Annotated in this window: 19 protein-coding genes; 13 read left to right on the top strand and 6 right to left on the bottom strand. The window is 35.0% G+C overall.

Annotated elements, in window-relative coordinates; all coding sequences use genetic code 11:
- Window positions 1-108: 108 nt before the first annotated feature.
- A complete protein-coding gene (locus tag QNH20_RS26995; RefSeq protein ID WP_349632688.1) occupies window positions 109-591 on the bottom strand; it encodes a hypothetical protein in 483 nt (160 codons plus the stop codon).
- Window positions 592-594: 3 nt separating this feature from the next.
- On the bottom strand, window positions 595-1,011 hold the full coding sequence (locus tag QNH20_RS26990) for a nuclease-related domain-containing protein (protein ID WP_349632687.1): 417 nt from the start codon (window positions 1,009-1,011) through the stop codon (window positions 595-597).
- Window positions 1,012-1,284: 273 nt separating this feature from the next.
- Here QNH20_RS26990 and QNH20_RS23035 point away from each other — a divergent pair, with 273 nt between their 5' ends.
- Window positions 1,285-2,784: a glucosaminidase domain-containing protein gene (locus QNH20_RS23035; protein WP_283920263.1), complete on the top strand. Its 1,500-nt coding sequence runs from the start codon at window positions 1,285-1,287 to the stop codon at window positions 2,782-2,784.
- Window positions 2,785-3,699: 915 nt separating this feature from the next.
- Here the strand turns inward: QNH20_RS23035 and QNH20_RS23030 are convergent.
- From QNH20_RS23030 to QNH20_RS23015, 4 genes are all read right to left on the bottom strand, one after another.
- A complete protein-coding gene (locus QNH20_RS23030; RefSeq protein ID WP_283920262.1) occupies window positions 3,700-5,259 on the bottom strand; it encodes a metallophosphoesterase in 1,560 nt (519 codons plus the stop codon).
- A gap of 445 nt (window positions 5,260-5,704) precedes the next feature.
- The gene (locus QNH20_RS23025; RefSeq protein ID WP_283920261.1) at window positions 5,705-7,783 is read right to left on the bottom strand and encodes an LTA synthase family protein; all 2,079 of its coding nucleotides are present in this window, start codon (window positions 7,781-7,783) and stop codon (window positions 5,705-5,707) included.
- Window positions 7,784-7,966: 183 nt separating this feature from the next.
- Window positions 7,967-8,719, bottom strand: coding sequence for a C40 family peptidase (locus QNH20_RS23020; RefSeq protein ID WP_283920260.1), 753 nt, complete (start codon window positions 8,717-8,719; stop codon window positions 7,967-7,969).
- 224 nt (window positions 8,720-8,943) lie between these two features.
- Window positions 8,944-9,984 (bottom strand): LCP family glycopolymer transferase, encoded by a 1,041-nt coding sequence (locus QNH20_RS23015; RefSeq protein ID WP_283920259.1) that lies wholly within the window; start codon window positions 9,982-9,984, stop codon window positions 8,944-8,946.
- 522 nt (window positions 9,985-10,506) lie between these two features.
- Here QNH20_RS23015 and QNH20_RS23010 point away from each other — a divergent pair.
- The 12 genes from QNH20_RS23010 (at window position 10,507) to QNH20_RS22955 (ending at window position 22,880) form a co-directional block, all read left to right on the top strand.
- Entirely contained in the window at window positions 10,507-11,643 is a 1,137-nt protein-coding gene (locus QNH20_RS23010; RefSeq protein WP_283920258.1) for an SDR family NAD(P)-dependent oxidoreductase, read from the top strand.
- Complete coding sequence (locus QNH20_RS23005; protein WP_481857997.1) at window positions 11,643-12,677, top strand: WaaS/CpsH family glycosyltransferase; 1,035 nt, start codon at window positions 11,643-11,645, stop codon at window positions 12,675-12,677. The genes QNH20_RS23010 and QNH20_RS23005 overlap by 1 nt, the downstream gene beginning before the upstream one ends.
- Before the next feature lie 12 nt (window positions 12,678-12,689).
- Window positions 12,690-13,406, top strand: a complete 717-nt coding sequence (locus QNH20_RS23000) for a glycosyltransferase family 2 protein (protein ID WP_283920256.1) — start codon at window positions 12,690-12,692, stop codon at window positions 13,404-13,406.
- A gap of 201 nt (window positions 13,407-13,607) precedes the next feature.
- On the top strand, window positions 13,608-14,681 hold the full coding sequence (locus tag QNH20_RS22995) for an acyltransferase family protein (RefSeq protein WP_283920255.1): 1,074 nt from the start codon (window positions 13,608-13,610) through the stop codon (window positions 14,679-14,681).
- 81 nt (window positions 14,682-14,762) lie between these two features.
- Window positions 14,763-16,124: an O-antigen ligase family protein gene (locus QNH20_RS22990; RefSeq protein ID WP_283920254.1), complete on the top strand. Its 1,362-nt coding sequence runs from the start codon at window positions 14,763-14,765 to the stop codon at window positions 16,122-16,124.
- A complete protein-coding gene (locus QNH20_RS22985) occupies window positions 16,121-16,957 on the top strand; it encodes a glycosyltransferase (RefSeq protein ID WP_283920253.1) in 837 nt (278 codons plus the stop codon). Before QNH20_RS22990 ends, QNH20_RS22985 begins: the two co-directional genes overlap by 4 nt.
- Before the next feature lie 311 nt (window positions 16,958-17,268).
- On the top strand, window positions 17,269-18,141 hold the full coding sequence (rfbA, locus tag QNH20_RS22980) for a glucose-1-phosphate thymidylyltransferase RfbA (RefSeq protein ID WP_283920252.1): 873 nt from the start codon (window positions 17,269-17,271) through the stop codon (window positions 18,139-18,141).
- Between the two features lie 22 nt (window positions 18,142-18,163).
- Window positions 18,164-18,724, top strand: a complete 561-nt coding sequence (rfbC, locus tag QNH20_RS22975; protein WP_283920251.1) for a dTDP-4-dehydrorhamnose 3,5-epimerase — start codon at window positions 18,164-18,166, stop codon at window positions 18,722-18,724.
- Between the two features lie 9 nt (window positions 18,725-18,733).
- On the top strand, window positions 18,734-19,759 hold the full coding sequence (gene rfbB / locus QNH20_RS22970; protein ID WP_283920250.1) for a dTDP-glucose 4,6-dehydratase: 1,026 nt from the start codon (window positions 18,734-18,736) through the stop codon (window positions 19,757-19,759).
- Window positions 19,756-20,601, top strand: coding sequence for a dTDP-4-dehydrorhamnose reductase (gene rfbD, locus QNH20_RS22965; protein WP_283920249.1), 846 nt, complete (start codon window positions 19,756-19,758; stop codon window positions 20,599-20,601). The genes rfbB and rfbD overlap by 4 nt, the downstream gene beginning before the upstream one ends.
- Window positions 20,602-20,645: 44 nt before the next feature.
- Window positions 20,646-21,395, top strand: a complete 750-nt coding sequence (locus tag QNH20_RS22960) for a LicD family protein (protein WP_283920248.1) — start codon at window positions 20,646-20,648, stop codon at window positions 21,393-21,395.
- A 30-nt stretch (window positions 21,396-21,425) separates the two neighbouring features.
- Entirely contained in the window at window positions 21,426-22,880 is a 1,455-nt protein-coding gene (locus QNH20_RS22955; protein ID WP_283920247.1) for an oligosaccharide flippase family protein, read from the top strand.
- Window positions 22,881-23,173 lie beyond the last annotated feature (293 nt).

The raw sequence follows: 23,173 nt of genomic DNA, 5'->3' as shown, positions 1-23,173 counted from the left end.
GAAAGGTATCTAATAGAGGTTATTGGATACCAGTTTAGAAAAAATTTCATGAGGGAATGATACTAATTTAAAAACTATAAATTGAAATAGATCCTTTCTATCTATCATTTACTCATAATATGTCCATTGGCCATATCCTATTGCTTGCATGTTTTTACTTAGAATATTCTTAAACTTCTTTTTCGATACAATCCCCCCGCACCATTCCTGAACACCTTTAGTAGTAATCTTCCGATCCGGAAAAAGAAGCTTTAGCTCCTTCACACTTCGCAGCACAACAGAATCAATACTCTCTTCACAGCCGCAGTCCCCACAACCAACCTTCCTCCCAGTAACAGAAACCAAAAACGATTGGCAAGAAGAACAAATAATGCCTTTCCGTAGCCACTCATATTCATAAGGGGGAATCCTGTGGTAAGGGGATTCAACCAGATGCATAGAAACTAAAAGGTCTGTAAGCTTCTTATGTTTTCCATTGAGTTTCCCCGTCCACAAATTTAATTTTTTCATAAAGGTATTAAGCTGTGAAGGATAAATGATTGGCACATGTTTCGGTGCTTGATAAAGGGTAAACTCGGGGTTGATAAACACCACCTACGCTTCAACGGGCAGTTTGAAACCATATTTTTGGAGCAATTGGCGGAGTAAGGTTTCACAACGTTTTAGTTGATCCAGAGGATTGTTCATTAATTTTCTAGACTTCAAAAAGATATCACCTTTTTCATAATAATAATCGCCTTCATGATTTTTAATATCAAAAAGGTATATTGTGTCTTGTACAACCAATGTGTCAATTTGGAACTTAGAATTGTTTAACTCTAGCAGCAGATCATTTAATATAAAACATTCACTTTGGAGCTTTTCAGTTAATAAGTCAAACATCACTTCTCCTTCAAAACCCTTTTTAAGCTTCAAATAGTTCCATTTGTCTTCTTCAGATAAGTCCATTCGGGCATGTAAACTTCTTAATATCGTTATTTCTTCCCGTTCTGTCCGCGGCTTATAAGCCATGATGCACCATCCTCTCTATCTTCCAAAATATGAACTAAGACATTAACATCTAGTTTTATTTTATAAAAAAATACCAACATGACTGAACGAATCTATGTCCGATTATTGACATTTATTGGTGAAATGCGATGTAAAAATTCCCTCTACCAAAAGTACCAGAAATATTTTACAAAGAATTAATCCAAATAAATCGTGGAAACGGTTGGAAAATATGATAATCTAAATAATAGATTGATAGAAATAAATCTGAATAAAGTAGTGAGGGGAAATACATTGAATAATCGAAAAATTCTAAGTTTCATCATGTTTTTTATCTTACTGGGACTATTTAATGGTGGATCATTAAACGAGGCAAAGGCAGCCGAACAACCAGGCATGCATGTAACTTCAATCAAGCTGCCAGTCTATCGCAGCTTTGAAGAGCTTTCCGACCAACGCATTCATCTAGCTCCAGGTTACACTCGCTATGCGGAATTATCTTATAACGATGAAGTAACCATTATAGGAGAGAAAGATTATGCTGCCAAAATCCGCATGACGGACGGACGAGAAGGCTGGGTTCACAGAGCGTACTTAAACAGTAATATAAGAAATCAAACATGGCTAGTGAAAAAGGGAAGAAATCTCCGGGACACTTCAGATGGATCGAAGCCTCCATTCGATTCAATTTCAAAAAATACGAAGGTATATGTTCTGGAAGTAACCCCTGACACCAAATATTACAAAATTGAAACTGTAGACGAACCTAAAAAAGCAGGTTGGATTTACAGTTGGTACCTTGAAAAAGAAACATACATGACTATTAAGGGCGGCAGTAATGTCATCCCGTATGAATTTGGAAAAGAAGGAACAACCACAAATAATATTTCTATCTTCACCCCATTAAACACAAAGGGCAATGTAACGGCAAATCAGATTAATCAGTTCATTAACTATAAAACAAATTGGGCTAATACGTTTATGACGGGGATGGGGGCAGCCTATATTGAGGCACAAACCAAGTCGACCTTAAATGCTGTTTACCTTTTAGCCCATTCAGGTCTAGAAACAAAATGGGGCGATTCTCAGATTGTTAAAACCAAGAAAAACTACTATGGTCTTAATGCAAATGACATAAAGCCGCTCGATGATGCGTATGATTATGCCTCAAAAAGGGATGGTATCGTAAACGGAGCTGACTTTATCAATCTAACGTATGTAAGCAGGGACAAGCTTATGCCGAATTCCCTTGATCCTTATCAACAGCCGACACTTGATAATATGCGCTTTAATTCCAACTATCATCAATACTCAACCGACGAGGCATGGGCGAGTAAAATTGCTCAAATTGCTAAGGAATTTACCACCTTCACTACGAATGCAGGCTGGAAATCATGGGGTGGTAAATGGTACTTTTACAATCCAGACTGGACCCTAAAAACAGGCTGGCTGCAAACGGGAGGTAAATGGTACTACTTCGACAACGCTGGTGTAATGAAAACCGGCTGGCAGCTTGTCGGGGGCAAGTGGTACTTTATGAATCCAAATGGGGATATGAGGACCGGCTGGTTGTATTCTGGCGGCAAATGGTACTTCTTGAACCCTAGTGGTGATATGCAGACCGGCTGGCTGTATACAGGCGGCATGTGGTATTACTTGAACAACAGCGGCAACATGCAGACCGGCTGGGTGTTAGTCAACAAAAAATGGTACTATTTATATAGCGATGGTCATATGGCTGCCAACACTACAATCGGCGGGTATCGTCTAGGCAAAGACGGTGCCATGCTTTAAAAATGGGAATCACCCTTTATTCTGCTGAACTGCCCCCTGTCAAATAGACAGCGGAAAACGAAAATAGGTGGCTTTAGCCCTGTATCTAATGGGTTAAGGCCATTTAGTCTTTTTAATAATCATTTATCATTATTAAATTGCATGACTCTTCAATGCCTTTTTTCAATTCTTCAAACTTATTTTACTTCTTTAGATAATACTTCTTACCGATGCACCGGATATATGAAATAGAATACATTAAAGATATGGTTCAAATTGTATTACTCGGACTAGGGTAGCAGTAGATAAAAAGATTTTGATAAGGCAAAGGCGTACAATAGCAGATTAATTTTAGTGAAAGAATGACTGGCCCTTGGCGTAGAGGGAATCCTAGTAAGAATTCCAGAGGCGGATAAATATTATGTAAGGGTTGATATTGTTTGCTTTGATATCTCATTTGTCACAGGAACGGGTTCTCCTTCGATTTCTTGAATGAGATTCTTGAAGAAATCGCGAAATAGGAGAAATCATCTGCTTCGACCTTGTTGACGTCGCACCGCAATACGCAATACGACCCAACAGGAGCCACAACCCGTATATAGCAGCCATGACCATGCTATACTTCATGGACCACATCCTAAAGAAAGAAAAAAATTAAAGTAAATGAATTGGGAGGGACAAGGCGAAAGTGCCTTGCCCTTTTGTGTGCTTGGCAGTATATCGCTCTAATTGTTGTGAGTCCCTAATATGCCGTTGTGGAGGAAATGTATAGCTGACAGGGCGTAGTACTAATATAGCTACCTAAACTAATGACCTTCTTGAAACTGCTCCCTCCGACCTCACCCAAAAAAGAAAAAAGGATGTCCCTTTCTCTTTTCTTTAAGCTCTTCATTCGCAGATTGGGGAAAAGTAATAGGCGATTAAACCTATCGTTTTCTACCCAGTGGCCAAGGCGCCGTTGCTATTAAGGTAATACCTTATTCCATTTTCGGAAATCCAACCCGTTGCCATGGTGCCGCTTGGTTTAAAATAAAACCAGTTTTGGCCATCCAGAATCCAGCCAGTGGCCATAGCGCCACTGGAATTTAAATAAAACCAGTCTTGGCTATCCCGAATCCAGCCAGTGGCCATAGCGCCGCTGGATTTTAAGTAATACCAGATTTGGCCATCCCGAATCCAGCCGGTGGCCATAGCGCCGCTGGAATTTAAATAAAACCAATTTTGACCATTCTGAATCCAGCCGGTGGCCATGGCACCGTTAGATTTAAAATAATACCAAGTGGAATTGTCGGATACCCAGCCAGTGGCCATTTCACCAGATGGCTTCATATAATACCAGGCTGAATGATCCTTTATCCATCCAGTTTTCATTTCCCCTGATGGAGAAAAGAAATACCATTTACCACCTATATTTTGCCAGCCAATTTGCATGATTCCGCTGGTGTTTAAATAGTAATACTTCCCGTTATCCTTAAACCAGCCTGTTTTCACGAGGCCGTTTTGGTCATAATACTTCCATCCATCTTTCGTATTCACCCATTTATCATAGGCAAGAGGAATTTCTACTGTTTTTATCCACTTTTTATTCAGATAATCTCTTGCTTTAAACTCCACTTTGTCAGAAAATACGTTGACCACATAGCCCTCAGAGGTATCCATATTTCCATTTATATCGTCATAGCCATATTTTACCGAACCCGTATTGACCATTGTGATTCCATTTTGTATTATGCTTTTTTGATTCTCGATAGGATAATGGGAATGTCCGGAAAAATAAATGACTTGTGGATATTTTTTCATGATACTTAATAATTTCTCTTCGTCATATCCAGCATTCCATCGACTTCCATAAACTGTATTTTTAATCGGTTGATGCAAAAAAACAAATATCGGTTTATTTTTTTCAACATTTTCTGCAATAGTTTTCTCGAACCATTCATATTGTTCATCTGAAATGTAGGCATAATTGAAGGCGTGAGGAACGTCCGGGTTTTCCTCTATTAGCGTGTCATAGCCCTTTTCACCAGCTAAGACGATAAAATGATAGCCTTTAATCCATTTATCATAATAGAGGCCGGGCATTTTCGTTTTGTCAACAAACCGTTGTTGCATTTCTTTATCGGTGGTTACAGATTCCTTATTATAAAAGGATTCGAAATACTCATGATTGCCCATGGCAAAAACTTTTGGCTTTTCTTCTTCGACATGATCATTGAGAATTTTGTTAAAGTCATCGTATTCCTTCTCTATACCGTAATTTGTTAAATCCCCAACAATACTTAAGACATCATAGTTTGGTGCAATATCCAAAGAATCCTGTAATGCGTTTGCGAACTTGTAATCAGGTGTATCACTACTGACATGAACATCACTCATAACAAGTAATTGGATGTTTGGATTTTCTCTTTCACTAGCTTGTACCTTACTATTTGTGCTAAAAAGGGCAGTGGCAGTTATAGCCCCTAATGCAGTTAAAAGACAGAAAACTTTCTTCATTTTCATTTCTCCATTTTAAAATTTTTATAGATTAATTGTAGCACATTTTGGTAAAACGCATATGTGAAAATTTGGATATTTTTGGTGTATTATGAAAAACGCTGTTATTCTATCTCCATTTTTCTATACTTTAACTAATTACTTCTCTTTATTTTCTCCAATGACTATCAAAAAATTACCTTTATCACATTGTGATAACGATAGATGCAAAAATCAGTACCATTGATAATTATACGACCCCTTCAACCCCCGCAAAAAAGAGGAAGCAAAATATTGATCTAAACCAATCAAAGAAATAGAGCGTCAGCTTTGTTTGTTTAACGTGTCATAAAAAAGAAGAAATTCCTTTAAGCGTAGTAAGGGATTTTGATTTAATGGATGATGGTTACCCAACAACTCCAATCTATTTGTGTGGGACGAAGCATAAAAAAGAGCGGTTTCCCGCTCATTTAAATAAAAGATCCTTACTATATTGTTTACCGACTAGGAGATCATATTCCAGCAATTGATAGTCTTTAAGTAATTGCTTTTGCTTATTTGTAAAATCCTTCGTAATGAATTTTTGGTTGCCATCAATTTGAACCGACACCTTTAGTCCTGGGATTTCTTCTTTTACTAAGTCCAACAGGTTATAGAATGGAGGCTTTTTCAAGCCCGCCATCTCGTATACAGTCGGTCCATAGAAAGCTGGACTTAAGGTGTTTAATTCTTGTTTCTCAATAGAGTAGTTTGAATAAATCAGTAATGGCGTCTCAGCATATTTCTTTTCATAAAGAAATTTATTTGCTTTCTTGCTAGCATATTTTGTCTCCTTGTAAATGGCTAAATCTTGACCCAGAATAGGTAAATGATCGCCCCAAAATACAACAATGGTCGGTTCATCAAGCTGCTCAAGCTGATCGACCAGTAACTGTAACGCCTCGTCCGCTTGTCTGATTCCCTCTGAATAAACCTCTAATAACTCATTGTATTCAGGGGAAAGCCCCGAAACATCAATCTGGTTTTGCTCATATCGATTTGGAGTGTAGGGAAAATGATTTTGAACGGTAACTGCATGGACAAACATCGGTTTTTCCTCTTTTTTCAATTCATCGATAACCTCTTTAGATAAAGATTCATCCGAAATATAGGGGCCGGACATATCCTGATGTTTCATCGTTGACATATCCAAAAATTGATCAAACCCAAAAACATCATAAACCCGATTTCGTTTGTAGAAAATTTTGTTATATGGATGGATAGCAAGGGACTGATATCCTTGTCCTTCCAAGTCACTGACAATCGTTGGAATAAAATTTTTTCGATCAATTATATCTTGATATGGGATGGAGCCTACTTTTAAAAAATAATTAGAAAATCCAGTTAATGCTTCGAACTCAACATTGGCAGTAGCTCCACCAAAGGATGGTGATAAATTGTATCCAGAACTATACTGGTCCATTAGCTTACGAAGATTCGGCATCGGGTCTTCACTAAATTGAACGTTTTTTAGTTTCGTTGGATCCCAAAATGCCTCACTCATAATATAAACAATATTAGGTTTTTTTACTTCACCTTTTGCTGAGGTCTGACTTGTGTTTATTTTGATATATTTTTTCGCCGTATCAAGTACATTCTTTTTGGAATAGCCATCAGGTTCTTCAAATGCATCATTTTGGATATTAGAAATAAACCCGAATACAAAGCCATTGTTCTTGTAATTCTCAAGCTGGTCCCACTTCACAATCGAAACATTTCCTACTTTTTGAACGAAATTCTTCATGAATGAAGTTGGGAAAAATGTATAAGCATAAATCATTCCTGCTGTTAGAGCTAACAAAATGACCCTCACCCGGAATGATATTTTAGCTTTCGGTAGATATCTTACAAAAAATAGCATAATGCCGACTACAACAACAATGAGGATTGCTTTTTGAAGTGAAAGGTATTCTTTCACCATGGGAATTACATCTCTCATCTGGGTGATTTGACTAAAATCAGCCGGGTACAATGGTTCTACCCGTAAATTTAATTTATTATAATGCACAAAACCAAGGACGAAAATAACAATGGCTGTTATAATTGAACTTATATAAATATTACCAATTAGAAAAAAGACAAAAAGATAAATAAAAAACAGAAAAATAGCGCCGGCGAAAAAGATTCTAGTACTACCTTCAATCCATTCAAGGGTTGCCGTTGGTTCTTTGAGCAATTGAAAATAGACCATATAATAACTGGTGATAATAGACATAATACCTGACAATAGAAGTATATAAGCATATTTAGAAAGAGTCAGGATCCATGGACGTGATGTTTCTAGCTTTTCTATCAGCCTTAACTGTAGCTTTACCGTTACCATTAATAAAATAAAAATAACAAAAATATTTTTTGTGCATTGCTTTGTGTATTCATCTATCCAACCGATTAAGGAATCCATATTAAAGGAAAAAGTTATATATTTATATAATAAGCACAAAAGTAAAGAAACAAGACCGTTAAACGTAATGACTGTGATTAAATTATTAAATTGTTGTTTATTCATGAGGTCCTCCATTAATACCTTTAGCATAGTAATCCGTTGATTAACTAAGTAAAATCATTAAGCAATCAAAATATATTATATCAAATGTAATTAATGAATAATAATATTTAGTTCTATATTGTGATTGAGTAAGAAAGATAAAAGGAGCTAGTTGAATAACTAGCTCCTTTTATCTTTCTTACTTTAGTTAATCCAAGCTCCATCAGGACCCAATTTATATCCCGATATGGTTGTATTTTTTGCCATTACACCACTTGAATAGTGATAATACCATTTTCCACCTGTTAAGTTCCAGTCCGTTACCATTGCACCGCTATTATTTAAATAATACCAATCGCCACACCAGTAGATCCAACCAGTTAACATTGCTCCATTTGCTCCTAAGAAGTACCATTGTCCTTCTGTTTTAAGCCAGCCAACCTGCATGTTGCCTTGATTATAGAAGTACCATTTTCCTCCTGATAAGAACCAGCCATTTGTTTGAGACATATCGACCCGTTTTGAGCCAATATATGTATTAATATAGTAGGATTCTGATAGAGAGCTAACCGTAACACCTTTGCTTGAAGATGCATGTACAAATTTATCGCCGCCCAATGAAATCCCAACATGTGAAGCGCCGGCTTTATAAGTACTAAAGAAGACTAAATCTCCCTTTTTAAGACTGTTTTTTGAAACTGGTTGTCCTTTAGTATATTGATCTGCAGTTGTCCGTGGTAGTGAAACACCTGCCTGCTTATATGTATAGCTAGTAAAACCAGAGCAATCAAAGCCACTAGGAGATGATCCACCCCATAAATATGGTACACCTATATAATCTAGAGCAATTTCAGTAACCGATTCTCCAGTTGATGCTGCTTCTGCTTTATGTTCACCGATTAATCCGGTCAAGAGTAAAGAACATGATAGTAGACCACTTATGAATAACCTTTTCATAATACCCTCCTTATTTCTTTCTCTCCCTAAGTTCATGTTAATAACAGTATCTCATAAACGTTACAAAATTTAATTTACAGTTATTTTTTAATAGTATTACAGAAATGTTTCAAAAATTGACCTAATTCGACTTTTTTTGTCGAATTAGGTCAATTTTTATTTAGAATAAAACAAAAAAACCTTTACTAGTTAACAAGTCTAGTAAAGGTTTTTTAATAGATTAATTATTTTGTATTTTCTTCATTATCATTATCAGTATTTTTCGAACTTTGATTTAGCATATAATATTTTTCAACTGCTTCAGATTGTAAGCCCAGCTGATCACGTAATTGGTCTGAAAGCTGTTGTCTTGTTTCATCACTAACAAGGAAATACCAGCCGTTATTAATCATTTTTCCTTCGCCTTCAATCTCAATTTTATCAATGGTTTCAGCAGCAGGTTTATAGGTGGATTGGATCCCAATCATATCATCTAAAGTAAGATTTGTTTTAATATTATTTTCTAGTGCACCAAGAATCTTATCGTAATTCGTTAGCGTTGAAAGTGATTTTCCTTTATTAATTATTTTTGAAATAACTTCACGCTGACGCTCTTGACGTCCTAAATCACCACGAGGATCGTCCTTTCTCATTCTGGCATATTGTAATGCTTCTTCACCGTTCAAGTGTTGTGGACCTTTTTTTAAATAGACGCCGTCTAATTCAAAAGCAAACTGGTTATCGACGTCAATACCTCCAACAGCATCTACGATATCCTTAAAACCTTCCATATTTACTTGTACATAATAATCAATCGGTATATTTAAAAAGTGTTCTACGGTTTCAATGCTCATCTCAATACCACCATAAGCGTATGCATGATTAATTTTATCTGTACGATTTTTATTTGGTTTGGTTGAACTGATTAATTTAGTTCTAGTATCACGTGGAATACTAAGGATTTTCGTAGTTTTCTTTTCAGGGTTAACGGTTAAGACTAACATCGAATCGGTACGTCCGCCGTCACCTTCACGTTCATCAACACCAACCATTAAGATTGAAATGGGATCCTTCTTATGAAATTGGACCTTTACATCCCGCTTTTTGGAAACCTCTCTGGAAATAGGATGATTCATTTTGTTAACAGCTTTTGCCATATTAGAGTATACATTATAAAAATAAACTCCTCCCCCAACTAATAATATGAGGATGGTAAATAGGGAAATACGAAGCCACTTAGACTTTTTCTTTTTGTTCTTTTTCCTACTCGTTCTATTAATATCCATTTATATAATTCCCTTCGTTGAGTGGTTTCCTAAATAAGACAAACATAATAAAAATTATAATATTAAACAAACATAAGTTCAACAAGAAACAGGAAAATAACCAAAAAAAGAACAAATTTTTACAATTCACTGATTCATTTGGTGATGTTAAAGAAGAGAATTGTAGAATATGATAAATTTTTGTTGCATTATTACTTTATGGATGCCACGTCAATACTTGTGGAAAGCAGCCTTTTAACTTATATAAAATTGTAAAAAATAATGAGACTGCAATAATAGACGAACGAATATAAGAAAATGTTTCATAATTCGACAACATCATGATAAATAAATTTGTAAGTGAGAATTTTGAGCTGATGCAACAAAACAGCTTATGGAATTATAGGGACGAAATTTGAACTTCTTAATCATATTTCGTATAATACTTTTCGCGTAGGTAAGTTTGTTTTTATAAAAATAAGTTTTTGTTAACAAGATTTATTTATTACATGTTTTTCAACTAAAAGAAAGAAGGAACCTATTATGTCAAAAAAAGTACTTATTACTGGCGGAGCTGGATTCATCGGTAGTAGTTTAGCATTAAAATTATTGGATAAAGGGTACTGTATCACTGTTCTAGATAATTTATCTCCCCAAATTCATGGAGAAGACGGCGCCTCTTCAGAATTATTCCAAAAGATAAAGGATAAAGTCAACTTTATCAAAGGGGATGTCGTGAATAGTGATGATTGGAGAAAAGCATTAAAAGGGCAGGATGTCGTTGTCCATTTAGCCGCAGAAACTGGAACGGGCCAATCAATGTATGAAATTAATAAATATATTGATGTAAATGTCAAAGGAACTTCAAATTTATTAGATATCTTAACAAATGAAGAGCATCAAGTAGGGAAAATTGTGATTGCAGCATCTAGAGCTATTTATGGTGAAGGGATGTATCATTGTTCAGAACACGGGACAGTATTCCCTGTTGAACGATTAGATGAAGATATGAGCCAAGGCGATTTTGAAGTGAAATGTCCCATTTGCCGACGCAATGTTGAATTAATGGCTACTACAGAAGAAACCAAGATTCATCCAACATCCATTTATGGCATCACGAAACAAATGCAAGAGGAAATGTGTATGGTTGTTGGGAAATCATTAAATATTCCTGTGGTTGCATATCGTTATCAAAACGTTTACGGTCCTGGTCAATCACTGAAGAATCCATATACCGGTATCCTTTCTATTTTCTCTACAATAATAAAAAATAATAATAATATAAATATTTTTGAAGATGGCAACGAATCAAGAGATTTTGTCTTTATTGATGATGTGGTTGATGCGACAATTTTGGGTATTGAAAAAGACGAAGCAAACTTCGAAAGCTTTAATGTTGGAACTGGAGTCTGTACGACTGTCATTGAAGTAGCCGATCTTTTAAAAGAAAAATATCAATCTGGTACTGAAATTGAAATTAGTGGAAACTATCGATTAGGTGATATTAGACATAACTATGCTGACCTGACTAAAATTCACGAAAAACTTGGATTTACTCCTAAAGTAAGCTTTGAAGAAGGAATCGGTAAATTTGTTCAATGGGTAAATCAACAAGATGTGGTAGAAGACCAATATCAAAAATCAATTGATGAAATGAAGAAAAAAGGTTTGTATAAGTAATGGAAGATAAATTAACAAAAAAAAAGATTCTGTTCCTATGTCCATTATTTTTTAATTACCACAAAAAAATAATGAAGGCGATGGAATCGATGGGTGCTGAAGTTGATTTTTTTGATGAGCGACCATCTAATTCAGTTTTTTCTAAAGCCTTATTAAGAATCAATCGAAATTTTGTTACGTTGCAAATAAAAAAATATTATGAAGAAATATCACTCAAAATTAAAAATAAGACGTATGATTACATCTTTATTTGCCAAGCTGAAGCAACACCAAATTGGTTTTTAAAGGATGTAAGAAAAATGAATCCTAATGCCAAAATGGTGCTCATGCTCTGGGATTCTGTTGCAAATAAAGTAAATACTTTAGAAAAATTGGATTTATTTGATGAAGTCTTTTCATTTGATAAAAAAGATTGTGATCAATTTGGGCTTACATTTAGACCTTTGTTTTTTGATAAAGAGTATGAAAGGATTTCTGATGAAGAGCCAATATTAAAGTACGATCTATTTTTTGTAGGGACAGTTCATAGCGATCGCTACCAAATTTTAAAGGAAGTCAAACAGCAGTTTGAAAAGAATCATTTACATGTTTTTTACTTTATGTATATACCAAGTAAATTGATGTATTATCAGCGTAAATTATTTACAAATGAATTTAATGGCAGTCAAATAAAGGAATTTTCTTTTGTTGGGATGCCAAGTGATCAACTAACTTCAAAATTAAATCAGTCTAAGGCTGTGGTTGATATTCAGCATCCTAAACAAACCGGATTAACGATGAGAACGATTGAAATGTTAGGTGCAAATAAAAAAATGATTACCACTAATCGTGATATTCAATATTATGATTTTTACCACCCGAATAATATTTGTATTGTTGATCGAGAAAATGTGGTAGTACCAACGGAATTTATGACTGCTCCTTTTTCCGCAGTTGATAAAAACGTAAAAAAGAGGTACTCCATTAACTATTTTGTTCTAGATATATTGGGGTTAACTGGAGAGAGGGACCATTCTTTTTATGTTCGAAAATAGTGGAGGAAAACTATGAAGGTTTCTGTAGCAATGGCCACCTATAATGGGGAGAAATATATCAAACAGCAGATAGATAGTATTCTTTCCCAATTAAACAGTGATGATGAATTGATTATATCTGATGATCATTCTTCGGATGGAACACTTTCTATTATCGAAGAATATAGGAAAAAAGACTCGCGGGTAAAACTGATTATGAATGAAGAATCAGGGGTGACGTCAAATTTTGAGAACGCTATTAAACATACTCAAAATGAGATCATCTTTTTAAGTGACCAAGACGATGTTTGGAAACCTGAGAAAGTTGAAATTATTAAAGCCTATTTTGAAAGAAACAGCAAAATTCAAATGATTATGTCAGATATTACAGTAGTTGATAATAATCTAAATACAACTATCGAATCCTTTTATCAATTTAGGGGAAGCCGTTTAGGTGTACTCAAAAATATCATCAAAAATAGTTATATTGGATGTGCCATGTCGTTTAGAAAAGAATTAAAAACGAAAATTCTGCCAATTCCAAGAAATGTTCCCATGCACGATATGTGGATTGGATTGGTTGCTGATTTAAATAAATCTGCGTTACTCATACCAGAAAAATTGATTTACTACCGAAGACACGATTCCACAGTGACCAGTGTAGAAAATACTTCGTCCTTGAAGGAAAAAATTCTGTGGCGCTATCAAATCTCTAGTTTACTTTTAAAATCATACATTAAAAACAGGTAGGATTTTGTAAATAAGTATGTTTTTCTCAATAGAAAAACATACTTATTTCTGAGATAATGTTATAATGGCATTTGTGAAAAATGAATGATAATGTCGTTTCTTGGTTTATGGATGTAAACTTGCAGATGATCTACAATTAAATTTTGGGATAGATTGTGCATGTTCAATAAACCCTGGGTCAACAATAAAGGGGGATACTGAGTGTTCTTAAAAGGGAGAAATATAGATGAATGCATAAATGCTCGAAAAAACAATTTGGATATTATCCGATTTTTTGCAGCAACCTTGGTTATTTTTTCACACGCCTATCCATTAACTTACGGTAATAATGGTTCTGAACCATTTGCTATTTTTACGAATGGAGAAATGACCTTCGGGGAACTTGCTGTCAGCATATTTTTTGTTATTAGCGGATTTTTGATTACGCAAAGTTTTGTCAGGTCTAACGACCCGGTAAAATATTTTAAAGCCAGAAGTCTAAGAATTTTCCCTGGTCTTATCTTTTGTGTCCTCTTATCGGTTTTTATACTTGGACCTATTTTCACTGAGTTAAGTTTAATGGATTACTTTAAGAACCGTGATACCTATGAATATATGAGTACAATTACATTGTATTTGATTCAGTATGACCTTCCAGGTGTATTTCAAACGAATGTCTGGCCTACAGCAGTAAATGGTTCTTTATGGACGTTATGGTATGAATTTTTCTTTTATATCGTTGTTGCCATTCTTGGAGTAACGAGACTCCTGGATAGGAGATTTGTATTAGCTTGTTTTATTCTTAGTTCGATTGTTTATTTTATGGGTATAGGGGGCTTCTATTCGGATTTATTCCGCTATTTTAGTGCGGGAATGGTTTTTTATCTATACAGAAAACAGATTAAACTGAATGGCTGGTTTGCAATTCTTTCTTTGGTTATCGTAATTCTTACCGCTAAATTTGGTTTCTTTGATTATGCACTTTCTATATTTGGAACATATCTTATTTTTTATATCGCTTTTGATACAAGGTTAAAACTAGAAAACTTCGGGAAATACGGTGATTTTTCATATGGGATTTATATTTATGCTTTTCCTTTTCAGCAAATAATGGTCTATATTTTTCATAACCAGTTATCACCATTGAAAAACTTCTTATATTCCTTTCCGGTTACGTTACTCTTTGCGATAGTTTCTTGGCACTTGGTAGAGAAAAGAGCATTGAAATATAAAAATGTTTCATTTAAGGCATTATTTTCGAAACATTCAATGGGTGGCACTTCAAAAAATATGTAAGTAGATTTTTGAGAGAAAGTCACTTAACTTGCACACTAAACAAAGCGATCCAATTTTATTTCTTTATATGAGGGGTTTTTTATGAATAGGTTTGAAAAAATATTGCTGACGATTTTCTTCGTTGAGTTATTCGTTGGTGGTGGGGGAAGGCTAATTGATTTTGGTGTCCTATCCATTCGCCAGGTTCTTTTCTTACTTTTATTTTTAACGTTTATTGTTCGTATTGTGAAAGAAAAGGCTGTATTCGATAAAAATATCAATACTTTTATCCGAGTAAATCCAGTGACAATTGGTATTTACGCACTGTTAATTTGGTTTGTTGTAAGTGCTGCTATTGGATTTGTCAATGGTCATCCACTTTCTATAATAGTGATGGACTTTTTTAGAGTGTCGTTTTTTGTTGTTTATTTTCCTCTAGCGTATTATATTTCGAATGAGCGTTTTACCTTGAACCGAATTATTACACTATTGAAGTATAGTGCATTTGTTGTAGCACTATTTACTATTATTGTTGCTCTTTTAGGAAAAACTGTTTTTGTTGATAATTTTAACCCTTTTTATAGATTTATGAACACTATTATGAATGATGATTTGTATTTCCGCCCAAGCAATAGTGTTTTTTATAAAAGCCATTTCTTTGTTTTAATTGGACTTATCCTCTCATTAAATGATATTTTAAATAAAAACTTCCGCAAATTCGATGTGATGCTGACTATCTTTGCTTCAGTTTCTATTATATGGTCGGAAACGAGAGGATTTTTACTTGCATTTATGCTGAGTCTATTGATGATTATTATTATCGATATTAAGGTTATTGTTGATCCGATCAAAGGGCTGCAAAGCAAAATGAAAAAATTGCTGCAATCGCAAAAATTCATTAAAAAGTTTGCAATCACCATTCTTGTCCTGGCAGCCGTTCCATTTTTGTATAAAAATATGACACTGGAACGATTTGAAGTTCCATCGACGGAAGAACATCAAGTGAGCAAACATGACAAGGGCCATGTGTCTCCAAAAGAAAAACAACCAGAAGTCAATGATGTTAGTGTCAATGCCCGGATGGAGTTTCTCGTAGCTTCTAAGGAAATCTTAGTTCATCCAATGAATCTAATCTTTGGACTTGGTTATGGGTCGGAAGTTGCTGGAAGAACCGATGGCTTGGAAATGAGCTTTCTCGATATTTTACTAGAACAAGGATTAATTGGTTTAGCGATTTGGTGCTTCTTGTTTCTAATGGTGTATGTTAATTATTATTTATCCTTTAGACAAGGTAAAAAGATTACGACCTTAGATATTTCATTAATGGCGGTTTTTATGGGAATCTTGTTATTAACAAATATAAATCCATTTATTAATAATCCGATTGGCATTAGTTTCTTCTTAGTCTTACTTATAGTATCGCAACAGAAGAGAGAATTAAGGTTAAATGGGGAATTCAAATGAAAATAACAATGGTGGTTGTCTTTTACAAGCAAAAGCCAGAAGAAAGCAAAACGTTCCAAACTTTAAAGCAAACCTTGTTTCTTCAAAAAGAACATGTAAAAGAAATTGAACTGATTCTTTATGATAATAGCCCGAAATCCCAAGAGTTTCATCCACTTGATTATGAGGGAATGACTATATCTTACATTCATGATCCGCGTAACTTAGGAATTGTGTCTGCCTATAATCATGCCTGGGCCCGTGCAAAAGAGAATGGTAGTCAGTGGTTATTGTTGTTTGACCATGATACAGAGGTAACCTTTGCCTACATCAATGAGGTAGTGAATTTACCAGAATTTTCTCAAGATATTGCAGCTGTTGTTCCTAAAATAAGTTGTGAGAATACGATGATCTCACCAATATATAGCCATACTCTCCGTCCATTGCAGGAAAAGCCTCCAACTCCGGGTATTCAAGAAGTACCGGTTATGGCAATTAACTCTGGGTCGTTAATTTCAATGGCTTTCCTTAACAAAGTAAACGGTTTTAATGAAGAATTCTCATTGGACTATTTGGACCATTGGCTATTCTTTAAAATATATGAAGAAGGCCGTAAAGTTTGGCTACTTGATGTGGAATTGGAGCATGAGTTATCTGTAATGGATTATTCTCGAATATCGCTCCAGCGCTACCAAAGTATCTTGGATTCAGAAGGGAAATTCTATCAAAACTATAAAAAAGACTTATTTCCATCATATCGAACTCAATTGTTTAAACGCTTTTTAAAACAAGTTCTTACTGTGAAAAATAAGAAAATAGCACTTCATACGCTAAAAAGGCTATTATCAAAGTAGGTTGGAATAAGCGATAACTTTTTAAATGGAGATATTCTTTGTCTTTTGAACAATAGTGAATGTAACAAGGGTAGAATCGGAATGATCTTAACATAAATATAGGAGTTTTTGGTCATACTTAAAAAAACTTCTATATGTGATGTGGTGTTTTCTTGCCATAGGCAGGAAATAAAAGTTAATAATTTAGCTTTTTTAGGTAGATACGTTAATTTTGTGTTACATTTTTTATCGAATGTTTGTCTTTTTAGTCGAATCTTCTTTATAATGGGGAAGAATTTGTAGATAAATTTTTAATAGGAGGAGTTGGCATCATGAAAGGAATTATTCTTGCAGGCGGTAGTGGAACGAGACTATATCCGTTAACAAAGGTCGTTTCGAAACAATTATTGCCGGTATATGATAAACCAATGATTTATTATCCACTTTCAGTATTAATGTTAGCTGGAATTAAGGACATTTTGATTATTTCTACACCTGAGGATACAGAACGCTTCGAACAAAGCTTAGGCGACGGATCAGATTTAGGAATGAACTTTACATATAAAATTCAACACCATCCAGACGGGCTGGCACAGGCATTTATTTTAGGTGAAGAATTTATTGGTGACGACAGTGTTGCGCTAGTTTTAGGGGATAATATTTTCTATGGTCACGGTTTAACAGAACTATTAAATAAAGCAGCTTCCCGAGAATCAGGAGCAACTGTTTTTGGGTACTATGTCAACGATCCAGAACGGTTTGGTGTGGTCGAATTTGATGAAAATGGAAAAGCCGTATCAATTGAAGAAAAACCAGAGGTTCCGAAATCAAATTATGCGGTAACAGGTCTTTATTTTTATGATAATCGTGTCGTTAATATTGCGAAGAATATTAAACCATCCGCACGGGGTGAGCTAGAAATCACGGACATCAATAAATCATATCTTGAAATGGGCGAGCTAAATGTAGAACTGCTAGGCCGCGGCTATGCCTGGCTAGATACAGGCACACATGCATCTTTATTAGAAGCGTCCCAATTCATCGAAACAGTGGAAAAAAGGCAATCATTAAAAATCGCTTGTATTGAAGAGATTGCGTATAAAATGGGGTATATTACGAAAGAGAAACTTATTGAGCTTGCCGAGCCGTTAAAGAAAAACCAATACGGCCAATATTTATTAAGAATCGGAAACCAAGGAAAGTAATTCTAAAGTGAGGTAAATTAGAATGAAGATCATTGAGACGAAATTATTAGGTGTAAAAATATTAGAACCAAAGGTTTTTGGTGATCACCGCGGTTATTTTATGGAAAGTTATAATAAAGAATTATTTGAGCAATTGGGTCTTCATTATGACTTTATTCAAGACAACCAATCATTATCAGCACCCGTTGGAACACTCCGAGGGTTACATTTCCAGCTAAATCCTAAGGCACAGACAAAGCTTGTCCGCTGTGTAACAGGTGCGATTTATGATGTTGCTGTTGATATTCGTAAAGGCTCACAAACTTATGGACAATGGGTCGGTGTTATTTTAAGTGAACACAATAAACGCCAACTGTTAATACCAAAGGGCTTTGCTCACGGCTTTTGTACATTAGTGCCTGACACCACTGTTGCATATAAAGTTGATGAATATTATTCACCAGAGCATGATGGAGGGATTCTTTGGAATGACCCTGATCTAGGAATAGATTGGCCGGCAGCAAATCCTGTCCTGTCAGAGAAAGATACGAAGCATCCACGATTATGTGAAGCTACAAATCTTAATTTTGTGTTCGAGAAATAGGAGGCAAATATGAAGTTATTAGTTACAGGCGGAGCTGGTTTTATCGGCAGTAATTTTGTCCGCTATATGGTAAATAAATATCCCAATTATCAAATTGTTAATCTTGACTTATTGACTTATGCAGGGAATCTTGAGAATTTAAAGGATATTGAAAAGGCACCAAATTATACGTTTGTCCGTGGTGATATTGCTGATCGCGAATTTATTAATGGACTTTTTCAAACTGAAAAGTTTGATTATGTATTAAACTTTGCTGCCGAATCACATGTTGACCGCAGTATCACAGACCCAGGGATTTTTGTTCAGACCAATATCCAGGGAACCCTTGCATTATTAGATGCAGCGAAAACATTTGGCGTCGCTAAATACCTCCAAGTATCAACTGATGAAGTATATGGTACGTTAGGCGAAACAGGTTATTTTACAGAAGAAACACCATTAGCAGCGAACAGTCCTTATAGTGCAAGTAAGGCTGGTGCTGACCTGTTGGTTCGTGCCTACCACGAGACATTTGGTTTGCCAGTTAACATTACACGCTGTTCTAATAACTATGGACCATTTCATTTCCCTGAGAAACTAATTCCATTAATGATCATCAATGCTTTACATGATAAAGAGCTCCCAATTTACGGTGATGGCTTAAACATCCGTGACTGGCTCCATGTGGAGGATCATTGCCAAGCAATTGATCTTGTTCTTCACAATGGACGTGATGGTGAGGTATACAATGTTGGTGGAAATAATGAACGGACGAATATTGATATCGTTAAAACCATCTTAAAACAGCTCGGAAAGCCTGAATCATTAATGAAGTTTGTCAAGGACCGTCCAGGACATGATCGCCGCTATGCCATTGATGCAACAAAATTGCGTACAGAGCTAGGCTGGTCTCCAAAATATAATTTTGATACAGGAATTGAACAGACAATCAATTGGTATTTAAATAACGAAGAGTGGTGGAAAAATATCATTTCCGGTGAGTATCAAGAATATGTAAAATCCCAATATGGTGACAGATTAGGGGTAGTGGAATGAGGGTAGTTGTAACAGGTGCGGCCGGTCAATTAGGTCAAGATGTCATGAAAGAACTATCTAGGAGAAAGTATCAAGCATTTGGCACCGATCGTCATCAATTAGATATAACAAATGAAGCAAATGTTCAGGAGTATATTCATGAAGTGAAACCCGATGTCATTCTCCATTGTGCTGCCTACACAAATGTAGATGCAGCGGAAGAAAATGAAGAACTTGCCTATCAAATCAATACGGGTGGTACTGAAAACTTAGCAAGAGCGGCTAAGCAAGTAGGAGCCAAAATGTTATATATTAGTACAGACTATGTATTTGATGGAACTGCTTCTGAACCATACGAAGTGAATGAGCCTACAAAACCATTAGGCGCCTATGGAAGAACAAAGCTTTCTGGTGAACAATTACTGCAACAGAATTTAGAAGAATTCTTTATTGTGCGGACTGCATGGGTATTTGGTGTATATGGAAATAATTTTGTTAAAACCATGATCCGACTAGGTGAGGAGAGAGGAGAAGTTGGTGTTGTTCATGACCAAGTGGGTTCACCAACCTATACTGTTGACTTAGCTAAGTTTATGATTGAATTAATGGAGACAGAAAAATATGGTATTTATCATGCGACCAATAGTGGCATTTGTTCATGGTATGAATTTGCCGTAGAAATCTTTAAACAAGCGAGCTTAAATGTGGTGGTTAATCCATTAACAACCGATCAATTCCCACGGCCTGCTGCAAGACCAAAATATTCTGTTTTAAGTAAGAAAAAAATTGTGGAGCAGGGTCTAACTCCGCTTAGAGACTGGAAAGAAGGCTTAGCCGCTTATTTAGAGGAATCAAAAAGATAAGGACAGATATTTATATCTGTTCTTTTTCAAATAGGGGGTAAGAAATGAGTACTACATTTGAAAAAGTAAAATCATTCTTTAGAAACCAAAATATATATAAGGTTTTACGCACGAATCCAATACTAGTAAAAGTAAATCAACATTATCGAAATAAAATAGAAACCGCAAAACGAGAATCTGTTCATAAATACGGTCTTGAGAGCTTACAGTTAACAAAGGAGTCATTTCAAGAAATAAAACGTGATTTTTGGCTTGATTGGGGAACCTTGCTTGGTGCAATCCGTGAAAGAGGATTCATTGGACATGATGCAGATATAGATGTAGGAACCTTCTTTACCGGAAATGAGGATGCTAAGAAATTAGAAAAATCGATGAAAAAACGAGGATTTATTAAATCTCGTGAATTTTGGATGGACGGTAAAATAGTTGAGGAAACTTATATTTATAATGGTGTGAATCTAGATGTGTTTTATTATTATCCTGGTGAAGACAAAGAAAAGATTATTTGTTATTCATCTGAGGAGGGAGAAGATCGGGTTTATGAAAACCGTGATGATTCTACCATTGTAACAAGATTAAAAGTGGAAAGAGTTACAGCACCATTTACCGGGTTAACCTTGATGGAGTTATTAGGTGAGCAATTCCCTGTTCCTGAAAATTACCATCAATATTTACAGAATTATTATGGTTCGACATATTTGGTCAAAAATGAGAAATGGGAATGGAATAATAGGAAAGACAGAGATATTTTACCTTATCGTGATAATACAAGGGCGGTCTTGTTTAAAATTTAAGATCCTATCAGAAGCCAGAAGGGTTATGGTATGCAAAAATCATTGTATAAAAATATTTTTTATAAGGTATTGTTAAATATCTTTAATTTAGTTTTGCCACTCTTAGTTGGGACGTATGTAAATAGGGCATTAGGGCCGAAATCTCTCGGTCTGGTCCAAGGGACAGAATCCATTTATAGCTATTTTCTCATCTTCGCAAGCTTTGGTGTATACCAATACGGTCTTCGCGAGATGAGCAGGATAAAGGATGATAAACAAAAGGTTAGTCAGCTGTTTACTAGTCTATTTACGATTAGTACGGTTACAGGAGTCATCACCATCCTAATCTATTTAGGCTTTAGTTATTTTAAGTATGAAGGAGAAATCATTTTTCCACTCCTAATGATTTTTGGCTTAAATTTAATCGTCAATATTTTCCTCGTTGAATGGGTAAATGAAGCGATGGAAAACTACGACTTTATTACGATTAAAACGATTATCGTAAGAAGTATTTACGTCATCTTAATTTTTGTTTTTATTCATACTGCAGATGACTATAAAGAATATGCAATACTCTTGGTGGTGACAGCTTTCCTAAATAATATCATCAGCTTTGTCTATATTAAACGGAAGATAAAGTTTGATTTTAGGAATATCAAGATTAAGCCACACTTGAAGCCCATGTTCCTTGTTGTCATTTTTGCAAATGCGAATGTGTTATATACTTTGCTGGACCGGATCATGCTGTTAGAGTTCAAAAATCCGAAAGCCGTATCATTCTATGTTATACCCCAACAGATTATGGGGATAATAAGCACTCTTTTATTAAGCGTGATTCAGGTAACGATACCTAGACTCTCATATATGTTGGGATCGGATGATGAACAATCGTATAATACCCTCCTGAATAATATTTCCAAGGTGTATTTTGCCTTCCTCTTTCCTGCTGCAGTTGGATTGTATCTTATTGCAGATATTGGTCTGCTTATTTATGCAGGGAATAGTTATATTGAAGCTGCACCAGTTTTAAATGTATTTGCTTTTTATATGGTGATTCTTGGGATTGATTCCATCCTAGCGAATCAGATTATGTATGTGAAAAAGAAAGAGCATATTCTCGTTCGATTATCTTTCCTTTGTGGTTTTATTAATTTATTGTTAAAAATCGTTTTGATAAAATTCAATATGTTTACACCGAGAAATGCCATTTTGACAACAGCAATAGCTAATTTACTCTTTATTTTAATAGAATATGGCTATATTCGCCGTTTTTTAAAAGTGAATTATTACTTGTTTGATTTTAGTAAGTGGAAATATTTGTTGTATTCATTAGTGTTTATTCCAATCACCTATGGATTAAGACATGTTGTTTCAGGACCCATTCCAATATTTATTGTTGTAGTATCAGTGAATATGTTTCTATATATTGTGATATTGATCATAACAAAAGATAATATTGTTATGGTTGCATTTGAAAAATTAAAAAAACGCTTCAGACGTCCATAATCAAGTTGCAGCAGATATCAAAATGCCTCTGTTTAAACAAACAGGGACATTTTGATAAGGATGGAGTGCCCAGGTTACAATAACGAATCTTTTAGAATTTATGTGAATAAGTGAAACTTTCCATTAAACGAAACGTCTTATTAATGTTGACAGAGAATTTGAATTTCCTTCCCAAAATTGCTATCCCTCATATGGAAGTAGGTTTATTGTGGCATATTACGTGTTGGTATGATAAGCTAATAGTTGGTTGGTTTTCATATGAATCTTTATTTCTAGGAAACTGAAACTTTAGA

Origin of the sequence: Neobacillus sp. WH10 (assembly GCF_030123405.1) — a bacterium.
In the GTDB taxonomy this organism is placed as follows: domain Bacteria; phylum Bacillota; class Bacilli; order Bacillales; family Cytobacillaceae; genus Neobacillus.
The sequence above is the reverse complement of the archived record's forward strand: the minus strand, read 5'-3'. Positions and strand labels throughout refer to the sequence as shown.

What these genes read in the sequence shown, in the direction of transcription:
- rfbB (WP_283920250.1), top strand. Translation starts at nt 18,734, where the DNA reads ATGAAGTTATTAGTTACAGGCGGAGCTGGTTTTATCGGCAGTAATTTT.
- rfbA (WP_283920252.1), top strand. Translation starts at nt 17,269, where the DNA reads ATGAAAGGAATTATTCTTGCAGGCGGTAGTGGAACGAGACTATATCCG.
- rfbC (WP_283920251.1), top strand. Translation starts at nt 18,164, where the DNA reads ATGAAGATCATTGAGACGAAATTATTAGGTGTAAAAATATTAGAACCA.
- QNH20_RS23030 (WP_283920262.1), bottom strand. Translation starts at nt 5,259, where the DNA reads ATGAAGAAAGTTTTCTGTCTTTTAACTGCATTAGGGGCTATAACTGCC.
- QNH20_RS26990 (WP_349632687.1), bottom strand. Translation starts at nt 1,011, where the DNA reads ATGGCTTATAAGCCGCGGACAGAACGGGAAGAAATAACGATATTAAGA.
- QNH20_RS22990 (WP_283920254.1), top strand. Translation starts at nt 14,763, where the DNA reads ATGAATAGGTTTGAAAAAATATTGCTGACGATTTTCTTCGTTGAGTTA.
- QNH20_RS23025 (WP_283920261.1), bottom strand. Translation starts at nt 7,783, where the DNA reads ATGAATAAACAACAATTTAATAATTTAATCACAGTCATTACGTTTAAC.
- QNH20_RS23015 (WP_283920259.1), bottom strand. Translation starts at nt 9,984, where the DNA reads ATGGATATTAATAGAACGAGTAGGAAAAAGAACAAAAAGAAAAAGTCT.
- QNH20_RS22960 (WP_283920248.1), top strand. Translation starts at nt 20,646, where the DNA reads ATGAGTACTACATTTGAAAAAGTAAAATCATTCTTTAGAAACCAAAAT.
- QNH20_RS22985 (WP_283920253.1), top strand. Translation starts at nt 16,121, where the DNA reads ATGAAAATAACAATGGTGGTTGTCTTTTACAAGCAAAAGCCAGAAGAA.
- rfbD (WP_283920249.1), top strand. Translation starts at nt 19,756, where the DNA reads ATGAGGGTAGTTGTAACAGGTGCGGCCGGTCAATTAGGTCAAGATGTC.
- QNH20_RS23005 (WP_481857997.1), top strand. Translation starts at nt 11,643, where the DNA reads ATGGAAGATAAATTAACAAAAAAAAAGATTCTGTTCCTATGTCCATTA.
- QNH20_RS23000 (WP_283920256.1), top strand. Translation starts at nt 12,690, where the DNA reads ATGAAGGTTTCTGTAGCAATGGCCACCTATAATGGGGAGAAATATATC.
- QNH20_RS23010 (WP_283920258.1), top strand. Translation starts at nt 10,507, where the DNA reads ATGTCAAAAAAAGTACTTATTACTGGCGGAGCTGGATTCATCGGTAGT.
- QNH20_RS23020 (WP_283920260.1), bottom strand. Translation starts at nt 8,719, where the DNA reads ATGAAAAGGTTATTCATAAGTGGTCTACTATCATGTTCTTTACTCTTG.
- QNH20_RS22955 (WP_283920247.1), top strand. Translation starts at nt 21,426, where the DNA reads ATGCAAAAATCATTGTATAAAAATATTTTTTATAAGGTATTGTTAAAT.